Annotated in this window: 5 protein-coding genes and 2 pseudogenes (1 of these 7 cut by a window edge); 4 read left to right on the top strand and 3 right to left on the bottom strand. The window is 52.9% G+C overall.

Going from position 1 to position 14,775, the window contains the following annotated elements; translation table 11 throughout:
• Window positions 1-394, bottom strand: a 394-nt coding sequence (locus ABJI08_RS06620; RefSeq protein ID WP_348401032.1) for a hypothetical protein, incomplete at its 3' end; no start/stop codon positions are given.
• Between the two features lie 166 nt (window positions 395-560).
• Window positions 561-722, bottom strand: a pseudogene (locus ABJI08_RS06615) (IS5/IS1182 family transposase); the annotation flags it as partial.
• A 71-nt stretch (window positions 723-793) separates the two neighbouring features.
• On the opposite strand from ABJI08_RS06615, the pseudogene ABJI08_RS06610 reads away from it, so the two are divergent.
• Window positions 794-1,096, top strand: a pseudogene (locus ABJI08_RS06610) (transposase); the annotation flags it as partial.
• 337 nt (window positions 1,097-1,433) lie between these two features.
• Here ABJI08_RS06610 and ABJI08_RS06605 read toward each other — a convergent pair.
• A complete protein-coding gene (locus ABJI08_RS06605) occupies window positions 1,434-2,219 on the bottom strand; it encodes an efflux RND transporter periplasmic adaptor subunit (RefSeq protein ID WP_348401034.1) in 786 nt (261 codons plus the stop codon).
• A gap of 98 nt (window positions 2,220-2,317) precedes the next feature.
• Between ABJI08_RS06605 and ABJI08_RS06600 the strand changes: the two genes are divergently transcribed.
• The 3 genes from ABJI08_RS06600 to ABJI08_RS06590 form a co-directional block, all read left to right on the top strand.
• Window positions 2,318-3,388, top strand: coding sequence for a methyltransferase (locus ABJI08_RS06600; RefSeq protein WP_348401031.1), 1,071 nt, complete (start codon window positions 2,318-2,320; stop codon window positions 3,386-3,388).
• Window positions 3,389-3,594: 206 nt separating this feature from the next.
• Window positions 3,595-3,948, top strand: coding sequence for a hypothetical protein (locus ABJI08_RS06595; protein WP_348401030.1), 354 nt, complete (start codon window positions 3,595-3,597; stop codon window positions 3,946-3,948).
• A gap of 240 nt (window positions 3,949-4,188) precedes the next feature.
• On the top strand, window positions 4,189-14,775 hold the 5' end (the start) of the coding sequence (locus tag ABJI08_RS06590) for an LEPR-XLL domain-containing protein (RefSeq protein WP_348401033.1). 19,425 nt of this gene lie beyond the right edge of the window; only the first 10,587 of its 30,012 coding nucleotides appear in the window; it begins with the start codon at window positions 4,189-4,191; its stop codon lies off the right edge, out of view.

Here is a 14,775-nt window from a genome sequence, read left to right as displayed (position 1 = left end):
GAACTGTTCCCTCTACGAATTTATCCGAGGCCATCAACGCTGCGGGGATCGCTTGGACTAATGCATCTTCCCCAAGCTCAGCAAACCCTGGAACCAGCACGTTGCCAAGTTCATCGAGTAGATCCCCATCACGCCCAAGAGCAAATGTGAGTGTGACTACGGATGCACCGGCCAATCCTTCGCCAGCTTCGGCGACAATGAAACTGGTGACAAAACCGTCCACCTTGTCCAACACACCATGCGGGCTAAGCAAACCTTGTGCCATGCGCAAATCATTGAGCAATATACTCGCTGCGGCGTTGCCGAACAGTCCTCCCAGGTCCACTGCCCAACTCCAGTCCCGGGAAGTGCGCACTGGCAAATCCGATGTGTCGTAATACAAACGTGTGGGCACAATGTTAATCCTAAAAACTTTCAAATTATGGCTATGATTTTGGAGAAATTCTATACTTGGGGCAAGTCTCTAATATGGGATTCACGACGCTGAGATCTTTATTGATTAATTCGGCTTTGTTGCACAAATCAGGTGAGGATCGGACTTCCCCTTTCCCCGGACGGATTTAGCCTACGGCTTCTGTGACGGGAATGCCAAGAGCGGTATAGCGGTTGAGGACGGCGATACGGATATGGATCTCTGCGACCTGCCGATCAAAGTCTCTCGCCATGAGGCTTTGCCCCATCAGATTCACACAGTGCATCTTGGTCTCGACATGGCTTCTTCGGAGGTTGCGTGGCATAAAGGACAGCTTCACTGGCCTAGTAGAGACTGGTTCGAATTTGTCTGACACCACCCGGCCGACAGTTTGCGGCCTACCTCGGCCTTGTGCCCCGACAGAACTCGTCAGGCGGTAAGGACCGGCTCGGGCATATATCGAAGATGGGTAACGGCTACTTGCGTCGGTTATTGGTCGTCGGTGCCACTTCTGTCACACGGCGGGCGCCCACCATCGACAGCCGAACGGGTGCTTGGGTCCGATCGCTCCTGGAGCGAAAACCGACCCGGGTTGTCACCGTTGCTATCGCCAATAATACAGCACGCACTGCATGGGCACTGCTCGCGAAGGGAGAAAGCTATAAGGCCACGCCGGTCACCTGAACACAGAAAGAGATGACGGCGACTGGCATCGTCGCAAAGAGATGCAAGGGCAGAAGTGAGTGATGATGATCAAACGGGACCGCAACCGGGACACCCCGAGGTGCTGTCTTGGGCTCAAACCTCGTTCGTCTGATTAGGACCCGGTACGCGGACTTCATCAAGGCCAGCGGTTATACGCACCGCGCACAAAGGCCGGACACATGACCGCAACCTCGAACGATCAAGGTCAGCTCAAATCAATCCTTGCAAAACAGGGGCCGTCCACACGTGACAGCACCAAACAGGGGACGTCCACACATGACACCACCGTTCGAATTTGTCTGGCTCCGTTTCGCTACTATTGGGCGAGTGGCGTTAGAAGATCAATTTTGCATCGAACGCCTGCGGGTATGTTTCCATCTGGGTTGTTCAAATCCAATTGCAGTCCAAAAGTACCACTGGCTGCATCGAAAACCTGATCAATGGCTTTTATCTGTCCCTGAAACACACCATCCAATGGGGCGTTTTGCACCACCTCAAAAAACTGTCCCAACGCGATCTCATTATATGTCGCAATGGGTGCAAAGACTTCGACTTTGAGTGGATCCATTTCAGCGATTGTCAGAATTTCCAATTGCTCATGGGCGTATTCACCGACAGAAGCCTTCACTGCAGTTACAATGCCGTTCGTCGGGCTAAGAATTGTGCGACGATCCAACAGGGCCAGGGCCTGTGCATGCTCAATCTCAGCCAGCCGCCGACCGATTGCAGCTTGTTCGACGGCCAGTTCAGTAAGGGCCGTTTCCATTTTCGCGTCATCCACCGAGGAAGCCGTTGCCACTTTGCGCTCAAGTAACTTCTCTACACGCTCCAACTCTCTTTTGCTTTGCGCCAATCGGACTTTGCTCGATCTTTCTGTGACATCAGATTGCATGCGGGCCCTGGAAATTTGAACCTGAAGGCGTTGAAGACTGTCGTCGAGACGGATCAGGACGTCCCCCTTTGAGACGCGGTCACCACGTGCAACGGCGATTTCAACAATTTGTCCTTTGTCAAACGCAACCAGATTTACAACGCCTTTGGGCGTTATCAGGCAATCCAACGGTTCCGCAGAGACGCCACCAGAAAGTCCGAACAGCGCCATATAAAGCGTAACGGCGCGAAGGCGTGTAAACTGCATTTAATACTGCCTCGTGCTTGGTCAATTTCACAAACTTGCATCATCAATGTCCATGGCGCAAGGTGACGTTTCATTTACCAACATCCATTTCGGAAAGCCTCGTGGATTGTAAAGACGCCAGACTAACCTCATTTGAAACCGAGCTTCTTGATGATGCAACAACGCTTGTCGCGCTGGATTTGGCCTTTCGCCATGGTCTGATTGGAAAGCTGGAAATCACAGCGCGTGATCCCGGTTCGGCCGACGCGACCCGGCTTGAACTTGGGTTTGTTACAACCGTTTTAAGTGGCGCTGGTGCCTTGCAAAAAACGGCGTCTGGTGCTTGCAAGCTCACGCCAATCATGTGCGACCTGTTGAGCGAGAGGGGGCAGTCATTGGCGGCGCGTGCGTATTTCGGCGTTCTGGCGCTCCGGGATCTTGTCAACTTTGGTGACGCCCTGGTGAGCAATGAACCCGAGTTTCGCGCCAGAGCGCAGACTTTTAGTTTCTTTCGATACGACAGGGCGCAGAGCACTAAAGCGGCGAATGTTCAGGATACTGAGCCCTGGGTGCAATATGTTACGGCTCTTAGTGAACTTGAGGCACTGTCTTTGGTACCGATGATACCACTAGATGGGTGCACCAACTTGCTTGAAATCGGCGGTAACAGTGGTGCGTTTGCCATGGGGCTTGTCAGAGAGTGGCCTGAGCTCAGCGTCAGCATACTGGATCTTCCCGCGGTGTGTTATCTGGGCGAAAAATACCTTTCTGACAAAGATCATAGGGCGAGAATTTCGTTTGTTCCCGGGGATGCAGAGACCACGCAGTGGCCTGAATGTGATGCTATTTTGTTCAAATCAATGTTGCACGACTGGAGAGCAGAGCGAGCGGTTTTGTTTTTGCAAAGAGCCGCGCAGCACCTGCCTGCAGGTGGGCGGCTGATTGTTTGTGAGCGTGGGCCCATTGAACATGAAAGGGATCTTAAGGGCGCCATCGCGGCGACCAATCTGGTGTTCGCGCCATTTTATCGAAATCCTGAGTTTTACAAAACCGAAATGAGAAAGCTGGGTTTAATAATCGAGGCACAGGGTGATGAACCGGGAACTTCGAAAATGGATATGGAGTTCCATGTGATATGTGGTCTTAAACCGTGAAAAGGGGTCCGATCATCTCGGTTTCCGGGCGACCGGGTTCAGGTAAAAGCACTTTGTGCGCCGCGATTGCCAAGGAGCTGGCAGGCTCGGTCATTCAATATGATGCCTACGAAGATTTCACCAGACATGGTCCTGAGTTTGTTTTGGATTGGCTGGCCCGGGGCGCTCCCTACGCAGAAATAAAAACCTATGGTCTACGTCGGGATATGGAACGTCTGGCACAAGACGGGCCGGTGATCTTTGACACGCCGTTGGGGCGTGCTCATCCTGACACTGGACCGGTCATTGATTTCTCCATTTGGATTGAATGCACGGCAGACGTTGCTACGACACGTAAAGTTGAACAACTGCGCCAAGGCGTTCCGGCTGGCGAGGAAGCCGCATTTGAGCGTTGGTTGGCTGGTTTTTTGTCTGCTCAGGAAACAATCGTGGAGCCCGCCTGCCGTGTTCAAAAAGAACGCGTTTTACCACGGGTTGATCTGGTCGTGGATGGGCAGAATACGGCCGGGGAGTGCCTGGAGGTTTCTTTAAAAGAAATCGGGAACTTCAGTTTTTCCTAGGCAATTGTTTCCAATTTTGAACCAATAAAGATGCGCGTGAAATACACGAAAAACTTGCCACAACGACGCTAAATATGTGACGGTAATTGAGCAATTGTCTGCAATGAAAACACATAATTTGTTTTTCGGAAGTTTGTCACAGGTATTGGGTTTTAGGTTTTCTATCTAACCTTTTGTTTTGCTTCCTGAAATTTTGTGTGATTGCATTCTTTTCTGCATGAAAGGAACGCCGCCTTGTCTGTGCCATTTCGAATCCAGGAGGCTGGCCAGCTTCCCAAGCTTCCACTGAGTCGCCGGTTTAGATCGTGCTTAAAGCATCGAGATGGCGCGAGATTTAAGGCTTTGGAGCAGGCGGCGCGCAATTTAATGCTCGAGCCTTTGGAGCCTCGGGTGCTGCTGAACGCGGATATTCTCGCACTGGATTTAGCAGCTCTGCATCCGGACAGCAGAGACCACGAACTTACGGTGCGTTTGAACGAAGAAGTGATCAATGCTGGCGGCACAGCGACCACTGTTCAACGCGTCCAAATTCTGAATCTGGACGCCGGCTCTGTTCTTGCATTCGGTGACCTGTCTGAAATCAGCGGAATTTCCATCCTGGGCGGCGATGGTGATCAGTCTGTTGTGATCGAGGCATCCTCGTTTGAGGGAAATGCACCCTTTACGGTAGAATTTATTGGTGGCGCTGGCACGGATTCAATCACATTCGATACGAACGAATCCACCAATTGGATAATTGACGATACCAATGCGGGCTCGGCGACTGATGGGTTCGTGTCGGTGGTGTTTGAGGACACCGAATGGGCCAGAGGCGCTGCGGGCAATGATGACAATTTCACACTAACCGCTGCAGGACATATGTCTGGTGGGATCGACGGAGGTGTCGCTGGATTTGATGTTCTGACCCTAAGCGGTGGCAGCTATGACACCCTCAAGTATCAAACCGTAGATGAAACGTCGGGTTATATTCACCGGGACAACGATACGCTCTACTTCACGGGTCTCGAGCCGATTTATGATAATACGGATGCAGCCAACCTGATTATCGACATCAGCCCGACAGACGGCACCTTGACGGCAACCACGGCCACGCTCGACGTCGGCACCACCATGGACTTTGTCATAGATGGCCCAGCCTTCGAAAGCTGGGAGTTTGATGCGCCATCCAACAGTCTGACCATCACCAGCGAAACACTTTTGCTCAATCCGGTCGTCGATCTGACCATTGAAGGGTTTTCCAGCAATTTTACGGGCGATTTGATCGTTCAGACGGAGAGCATCACAGTCAATTCCGATGTGTCTATCGGTAGCAGCGGTGCTGGAGCACTCAGCAGCGTCCTGCTTGAATCGTCTGATCGTGCGGACGATGGGTCGTTGACAGAGTTGAATTTCGTCGGGATTGGCAGCGTCAGCAGCTTTGTTGACGTGCAGGGTGATATTTTTGCGTCTGGCGAAGTGTCACTTTCGGCCAAGGCCGGCCGTACAATGGATGCGACAGGTGACTTTTCTTTAACGGCGACTAGTGCGCTGTCTCCGTTGCAAATTCCGACGCTTAGCGCGGTCGCGACCGTCGGCGCAAACGCAGTGATCGAAGCCGGGGCTTTCCTGCTTGAAGCTTTGACAGACCTGAATATCACGATTGACGGCAGTCAGTCTGTCCTGAGTTCTTTGTTCAATTACGTCGGCGCAGACGCCACCGCACATGCCATCGTAACGACTGGTGCCTCGATTGATGTGGGCACTGATATGGTCACAGGAGAGGCTGTCAGCGGCCTGATCCGTGCGCAGGATTCTTCGAACATTACTCTGGATACGACACCGAATACCGCTGGTTTGGCTGGTGGTGTGTTGGATGATTTTGGTGTGTCTGTGGGCGTCTTGACCGTGACCCGTGACACTCAGGCTATCGTGAACGCGGCCAATTTTGGGTCCGGGTCATCTGGTAGTCTTGCTGTCGAAGCTTTGAACACAGGCAAATTTGTCAACAAGGTCAGCTCTGGCATTATTGGTGTCACTTATCTGAACGCGTCTGACACGCTGATTGCGAAACTGGATGGGACAACTGTGCGCGGGGACTCTTTGTCGGTTCTGGCGCGCAATACCACCACCTATGACACGCAAGCCAAGATCGCCGTGAACACGATTTCAGGCGAAACAACTGTTTTGATGGATGGCACTGACATAGAGGTCGGCAGTCTGACAGCCCTTGCAAGCGATGAAAGCAAGCTAAGTGCGTCGTCAAAAGACTTTGACGGCACTATGTCGGATTTCTCTTCGATTGACCTATCTGTTGCGGCTGGTGTCAATCAGATGAGCAAGGCGATCTCGGCAAAAATCTCTGGCGGCTCGGTTTCGACGACGACCGGCGTGCTGTCTGTTACTGCTGAGAACTCTCAACAGCTGGTGGGCATCGCGGATGCGCCATCGGTTGAAGACGGGACAGCAGATCTGACGAACTATAGTCTTTCGATGGGGGGCACTTTGTCATCCAACGAGATGTTGGGCGATACTGTTGCAGCCATCGAGATGGGTGCGGTGGTGTCTTCGGCCACTACCCTGACTGTTGAAGCCAAAAATATGTCGGTGATGGACAGCACGACGCAGGCTTCTACCAAAATCACTGGTGGGGCAAATTCGTCGGTTGGGATTTCTATCGCCTTTAACCTGGTTGGCTATGATGTCACCAATATCTTCCTGCTTGGAATTGATGCTCTGCTAGGGTTTGGCCTGGGTGCGACTCCTGGCAGTGCGCAGGCGCATGCCTATATTTCGGCATCAGAAGTCTCGTCTACGGGTGCGATGGCGGTCCGAGCTGAAAACAAGGCGCTGTTAAACGCAACCGTTTCCAATGTTGCCAAGTCAGAGGCCATCGGTGATCCGCTTCGCGAAGCCAACGGCATGGGCTTTGCCATGGTGTTTGCGTCGAACAAGGTTTTGGCAGACGCCAAGGCAGAGATTAAAGATTCCGCAAATCCTGGTGACATCGAATCTGGTGGAACGCTTGATGTGATCGCCAAAAATGAAAGCGGTATTTTCTCGAACGCTAAAGTCACCTCAAGCTCGGTGACCACGAACGACGGTGGCGCCACGCAGGTTGATGCGGCGCTGGGCGAGTATTCGATCGTGGAATGGCGCACGGATGGCGTGATTGTCTCTGAAGCGGATGGCACAGAAAGTGGGACCACAACCAAGGACATCTCATTCGGCAATCGGATTGGGTTGTCAACCGATTACGAAGCGGTGCACCCGGATGCTGGCGGGGCTGCGGGTACGATTTACCGGTATCTTGGAGATACAGATGGTGGCCCGGTTAGCATTGATCTTCTCGCCGAGAATTTTGACAATACCGATGTCTGGCAACCAGTGCCGGAAACCGAACTTGTACCAACCGGCACCAACCTAACCAAAAGTGACAGTATCGGCGTTGGCGGCATGGCCGTTCGCAACGAGCTTACATCAAGCACAACTGCGCGTATTTCGAATTCTGATGTGGAGTCTGTGGGTGATCTGAAGGTAGATGCCACAGAAAACGCAACCCTGAAAGCCGAGGCCGATATTGGTGTCGAAAGTTCCGGGGGCAGCGCATCCGGGTCGGGCACATCCCTGGCCGTTGGGGGCGTATTGACCGTTAATACGGCCAATGCCAGCGCACTTGCCGCGATTGAGAACCAATCGGATGTTGAAGCGACAGCGGGGGCAGTGACCGTTGAGAGCGACAATACCGCCCTTGTCGACGCAAAGCTTAAAGCCGCTATCAGCTCGGGTGCGGATGCTGTTGGGGTCATGGTCGCTTTCAACACATTGGGGTATGCTCCAACAAACCTTTTGTTCCAAACTTTGGATGCGTTGATCGGCACGGACATTGGGGCGCAAACCCCCTCTGACACGATTGCCCGCATCACAGATTCGACTGTTGTCGGGGAAACCGGTGTCACTGTTAAGGCTGACAACAAGGCGACACTTGACGCGACAATCAACACGGATGTCTCTGCCAAAGGGGCCGCATTCCAAGGGGCGTCGGCCATGTCTGCTCAGGGTGTTCTTGCATCGAACATGCTGTCTGGCAGTGCCAAAGCCTATATTGACGACACCGACACGACTCCGTCTGCCGTTAGCGTATCTTCCGGCAGCGGTGCGATTCTGGTTGAGGCAAATGATACGACCACGTTGGAATCCCAAACCATCATGGCCACCGGGTCCTCGCGGACGAACGACCTTGGGCTTGGCTTGTTGAACAAACTGGCTCAGGAGTTACTGGATGCCTATCAGTTCACAACGCAATCGGGCGCAAAAACGCTTGAGTTCGGAAATAAAGTTTTTGTGGCGTCTGATTATGCAAATTCCGGCGATTCCGATACAGACGAAGCAACGCGGGGCAAAGTCTATCAGTTTATGGGTGAAACTGGTGGCGCAGCAGCAAATAATGTCGATTTGAGCGCTGTTAATTTTACCGACACAAATGCCAAGGACCTGTGGAAAGAACTGGATGCCACGAACGTCATCCCATCTGTAATCTCCGGGCTTGCCATCAAGGGTGCAGGTTTGGATGCGGGATCCGCTGAGTCCTATTACGCGTTGGTAACACGGAACGAAGCCCAAGGTGGTGCCGAAGCCTTTATCGATGATTACACAATCGCCGCAGAGACCGGCGTAGGGGTAATTGCCCGCGAACGTGCGACAATGAAGGCGCTGGAAGCCAGCACAATCAATTCAAAAGACACCATTGGCGGGATAATCGCGACCAATGAACTGAATTCCAAGGCGACCGCCTATATCAAAGATAGCGATGTGAACACGACCAGCGGTGATGTCACCGTAAACGCGCTGAACCTTGCTGTGATGGATGCGACAACCTTGTCGGAAATGTCGGCTTCGGCGGATGCGGTAAGTGTTATTATCTCTTTCAACTCGGTTGGTTATGATGGTTCTAACATTTTCTTCCAGGCGGTCGATGCCTTGCTGGGATCAGACTATCTGATCGATGAACAACCTGTAGGAGCCGATGCATACATCGAGGACTCGGTTATTCTATCCGGCGGTGCGGTCGACGTTTCTGCAGAAACAAGCGAGCATCTGTTCGATTTGAGCGGCACAACGGCACAAAGCCTGGACGATATGTCAGAGACCGATGCGCTGGATGAGGATGATGAAGCGCAGGACTTGGCGGCAATCGAAGCCTTGCAGGACGAATTTAAAGTTGCAGAGATTGAATTCACCGGGGCCCTTTCGGTCGAGGTTATTGCAGCGCAAACGCGGTGGTATGTTTCGGACGAAGCCGGGCACACGTGGCAAGTCAGCATCAATCCGGACACGGATGCTTTGGAAGTGGCGCTGGTCAATCTTTTGGATGCGCGGGTGGGCAATGAAACCACTTCAACTGCCAAGAACGACAAGGCGCTGTTTGATGCCTATGTGACGGGTCAGAAGAAGGATAATAAAGGTAAAGGCCTCAAGGACTTAGAGTATGGCGCGAATGGATCTGCCGCGGGCGGTGTGCTCGCTACAAACCGGGTTGCGTCCGAAACCCGTGCCTGGGTAACGAATACGGTTGCCGATTATACGGATGCCGACACGGTAAAGGGGCTGCGGCAGGGCGATACCGTTGCGTTTGACGGCGAAGTCTATGAGTTCGTCGGTGTTGCACAGCTGCGTGAAACTGACTTTGACTACGCAAGTCGTGGTACGATCGCGGACTTGGAGGCTGGCGATCTGGTGCGTTTGCACGAAGATGCCGGCGCCTTCTCGGAAGGTGACATTCTATTGTACTCGGGTGGCAACCTGTCAGACGCGGATGTGTCTGCTCTGGTGGTCAGTGTGGCCGGCCATTTTGCGGTTGCGAACCCCGAATTGGCCATCAGCCTTGAGGATGCAGACCAAAACTATTCAAGCAATTCAGACTGGGCCTTGCGCGACAGTGGTCTGCCGACCGGCTCTGTAACAGCTGCAACTGGTGTGAATGTCAGCGCTGACGACAACGCCAACATCCGCTCTGACAGTGGCCTCGAAGTGTCTTCGGTGGTGATCAATAACGTCGATGCATTTGCCGCTTTGGCGGCGTCGCAGTTAGAGACCAAATACAAATATACCACTGAGTCCGGGTCTCAGACCCTGGAAACCGGCGATTTGATCTATATCGCATCGACCAGCGGTTCGTCCCACGATGGGGCCGTGTTCCAGTATCTGGGACTGGGCGAAGAGATTGACCTTGGCGGTTTGACCGACGGCGTCACGGGCACAAATTTGGGCAATACTACAGTTTGGGACAATGTTTCCGGGGATGCTTCGGTTCAGGATGTTTTCCCAAATATGGGGAATTTGGCAGACAGTAACTCGCGTGCCTATGGTGGTATTATTGTCACCAACGATGTTCGCGCAGGGGCGACAGCCTTGGTTGAAAACGTCACTGTGAACACGACAACAGGTGACGTTGAAATTCAGGCGGTGGTGAATGCCACTATGCTCGCGTTACTGAAATCGTCTGTATCCTCATCAGGCGGCAGTGCCTGGGGAACGGGTGACTCTTTGGCTGTTAACGGCCAAATCGCCACCAATATAGTGCAATCTAGCGCGGATGCATTGGTCAAGGATGCCGTTTTGGCGGCTGCGGCCGGCGGCGTAACAGTAAATGCGGATAACGCGGCTGTACTGGACGCAACGGTGACCTCTGCGACCAACACCGGTGATACCGGTGTTGGTGTGACGCTCAGTTTCAACACGCTGGGTTGGAAATCGTCAAATCTGTTGTTCAATACGGTGGATGCCATCCTTGGTGATCCACTTATCAATTCTGCCCTGGATGGTGAAAACCCGTCCAATGCCACAGCTCGCATTCAAGACAGCGATGTTCATGCCGGAACCAATGTTTTGGTCAAGGCTACTTCTTCCGAACTGCTGAACTCGACTGTGTCAAATGCCGTAATTTCAGATGCTTCTGCTCAACGGGACGCCAGCGGCAAAAGCATTGGCGTTGTTTTGGCGTCGAACAAAGTCAGCGGCGCAGCACATGCCGAGATCGACAGCAGCGGGGCCAGTGTCGGCGAAGACATCACGTCGACCGGCAACGTCACAGTTCAGGCAGATGACAATACGCGTCTGTTCTCGAATTCGAAAATCGTGTCGCAATCGACAGTCAGCAATGATGGCGGGGCCGCCGTTATGCAAGAAAGCCTGAATGATGAAGAGAAGGTAGACTGGACCGCGTTCAGCTCTGGCAATCAGGAAGTTGATGTCAAATTTGGCCATAAGGTCCGTCTTGATGATGGCTATTCCGGCAATGGCTCATCGGGCGGAGTCTATCTTTTCCTTGGTTCGGATGATGAAGGCGAAAACCTTGATCTGAATGCTGGCGGAGATGGTACGAAATCTGATTTCTCCAACACAGATTACTGGAAGCTTACGCTGGATAGTCAGACAGTTCCGCAAGGTTTGAATGTCACGGATTCCGACTCGATCGGTGTCGGGTCGATGTTGGTCTACAACGACCTGCGCTCGGAAGTGTCGGCCTTTATCCGTAGCGCAACTGTTACGACGACGGATGGAGATATCACTGTCCAAGCCGTTGATAATGCTGAGATGAATGCGGTTGTAGATGCCGCAACTACGTCTTCGGGTGGCAGTGCGACCGGGACTGGTACGTCATTGGCGGTTGGTGCGATTATTGCCACCAACCTGATGCAAGGCGGCGCAAAAGCTGGAGTTATCGACAGCTCACTGACCGCAAATGATACAATGGTTTCCGGCGAAGGAAATATCCTTGTCCAAGCTAAAAATACGACTGCGCTGACGGCCACCAATAATGCGCTTGTTGCCACTGGCGACACGGGCGTTAATGTTCTGCTGGCCTTTAACTCGGTCGGTTGGAAGCCATCCAATATTCTGTTCAACACAGTTGACGCGTTGCTGGGCGATCCGTTGATTTCGGATGCCTTCGATGGCGAAGCTCCTGTGGACGCAGAAGCGTTTGTTGTGAACAGCGCGTTGAATGCTGACGCCCAGGTTAAAGTTTATGCGGAAAACGATGCCTCGATTGAGGCGTCTACGTCTAATGAGACCACATCGTCAGCTTCGGCCATGAAGGACGCTAGCGGCACGGCAGTTGGCGCCGTGATCGCAATGAACAAGCTGTCCGGCAAGGCGATGGCCTATATCGATGTTGCCAACCTGCGCGAAAGCGATGGCGAGCAACCGATTTCCAAAGGCGATCGCGTGCTTCTTTTGAACGGTAATGTTTATGAGTATTCCGGTAACGAAGACCATCTGGATTTGCTGTCTGTAAACTACGCCAGCGGCGACTGGGCATTGGTCTATGATACACTAGGATATCGCAACGATATTGATGCGGGCACTGGTGTGATCGTTGAAGCAAAAGACACCAACGATATTGATGCCGACAACAACATGGAAGTGACCACAACCGTTAGCAACGATGGTGGGTATGGGCAAATTCTGACCCAGATTGAGAATGTTGCGAATGACTACGCTTACACGACCAAATCGGGCACGCAAAAGGATGTAAGATTCGGGCAACGTGTTTTGATTGCGTCGGATCACAATGTTGGCGACACGGATGCCGATAAAGGCAAGACCGGCTCAATGTACATGTACGTGGGCATTGATCTGACAGGTAATGAGCTTGATCTGGACGCTGTGGATTATGAATCCGACGGTGATTGGGTGGAAATTGATCCGCTGGATATCGAGTCTTTGGTGCCTCCTGGGTTGAACCTGAATGTTTCAGACAGCGATGCTACTGCGGCGGGTGGTATGATCGCACTGAACGATACGCGCGGCGAAGTGATCGCACGCATCAATGAAGCCACTGTGGACACGATCAGTGGTTATATAACTGTTAAATCGACAGAAGATGCATCTATGGAAGTGCACAATACCGGCAATGTCAAAGCCGATGGTGGAAGCTTCTTTAATGGTGGTGGTACGACTCTTGCCGTCAATGCGTTGATTGCAACAAATCTGGTTCAGGCTACAGCGGATGCCGCAATAGAAAACAGCGATATCGACGCAGGCACCGGTACGGTTACTGTTTGGGCGGCGAATACAGCTGAAATTGACAGCGATATCGACATGGAGACCATCGCCGAGGGTGCCGGGACGTCCATCGGGATTGGTGTTACGCTTGCGTTCAACTCGATCGGAACCGCCAGCCAAAACTTTTTGTTCAGTACAATTGATGCGCTGTTCGGTCTGTTGCCTGCAGATGAAATTCCCTCAATGGCCACCGCGGAAATTATCAACAGCGATGTAATAGCAGATGGTCTTATCAAGGTGGATGCCGACAGTGATATGGATCTTACGGCTGACATTCTGAATGCAGCCCTCTCAACTTCGATATCGCTCAAGGACAATACGGCAGTGTCGGTTGCACCGATTGTCGCGCTTAACCGGGGCAGCAGCGGGGCTGAAGCGGCCATTCGCAATGCAGATGAGGTGAAGTCGACAAATGGCAACATCGAGGTGATCGCCGACGATGAGAGCCTGATCCACGCAGAGGTTGTGTCAGCAGCTGCGTCTCTGGCTGTTGGGGCCGATAAATCTATTGCCGTCGCAGTAGCGACTTCTTTTGGCCGCAACACGTTGCGGTCCACCGTAGATGCGGGAATTTTCTCCTCTGGTTCGGACACTAGTCCAGTTCAGGCCTCTAATGGTGAAATCATTGTTGCAGCAACCCGCAATGCGCAAATCGAAGCCAGATCACAGGCCGTTTCGGCCACCCTTTCGGTAAGCGCAAGCAGTGGCAATTCCATCGCCGTTTCGGTTGGCGGTGCAGTGTCCGTGAACCGCATCTATGGTGCTGCGGATGCGAGCATCGAAGACAGCGTTCTGCGTGCGGATGATGTGAGTGTGAAGGCCAAAGGCATCTCTGCAATTACAGCGGATGTGATTGCAGTTGCCGCATCGGCAACCGTTTCTGCGGCAGGCGATGCCACCGCGGTCGCGGTCGGTATGTCCATCTCTGATAACCTCATCGGGTGGCAGGATGTAGACGTCACGGCGACCCATAATGGCGATCAGACGGTCACATTGGTCAATGGCAATACTGTTGAGGTTGTAACTGGTGCCCGTCGTGGGCAAGTCTATGAATACATTGGAGATACTCAAACATCTTCGACGGATTTATCGATCGCTGACTTCGGAGATTCGCAGGCTTGGAAACAGATTGGCCTTAACCGTGAAGGTGCGCTGACGTCGGCGCATATCGACAACACCAGCATTCTCGACGCAGTCGGGGACAGAGCGGATGTCGTGGTCGAAGCTTTGACACAACAACGGATTTCCGCCGTTGTTTTTGCAGGCGCGGTCGCCGTCGGAGTTGGCAAAGGTGGCACGTCCTTTGGGGGAACCGGTAGCTTCTCGCGTAACCGTATCGCCTCTGATGCTCAGGCCTATGTCACGGGCACTGGCGCCCATGGCATGACTGTTAATACGATACGTGTTCAGGCCTTTGACTACTCGTCAATTGACTCTTTTGTCGGGGCCGCTTCGGCAGCAGGTCAGGTCGGCACCTCTTCCTTCTCGGCTGCGATCTCTTTGGGCGTGGCCATTTCGATGAACGAAATTTCAAACGCCGCTGATGCTTACATCGGTTCCGCAACACTGACGGCACTTGGAACAGGGGCGATTGATGGCTTAGACCCATCATCGGTGGCCGTCACTTCCTTTACAGGTGGTGGTACGAAATTCGATCTTGCGAGCCCTGGGTTCGATGGTGATGATCTGGATAACGCGGCTCAGACAGATATGGTCGAAGTCGCCGATGGTCCGGATGACGATACCGATCCGGATGTTGTCGTGGATACAGTCGACCAGGCC

Origin of the sequence: Shimia sp. (assembly GCF_039969785.1) — a bacterium.
Classification (GTDB): Bacteria; Pseudomonadota; Alphaproteobacteria; order Rhodobacterales; family Rhodobacteraceae; genus Shimia.
Note: the sequence above shows the minus strand (reverse complement) of the source record. Positions and strands in the feature narration are given on the sequence as shown.

Excerpts from the sequence above, each read along its gene's own strand:
- ABJI08_RS06605 (WP_348401034.1), bottom strand. The coding sequence starts at position 2,219 with ATGGCGCTGTTCGGACTTTCTGGTGGCGTCTCTGCGGAACCGTTGGAT.
- ABJI08_RS06595 (WP_348401030.1), top strand. The coding sequence starts at position 3,595 with ATGGAACGTCTGGCACAAGACGGGCCGGTGATCTTTGACACGCCGTTG.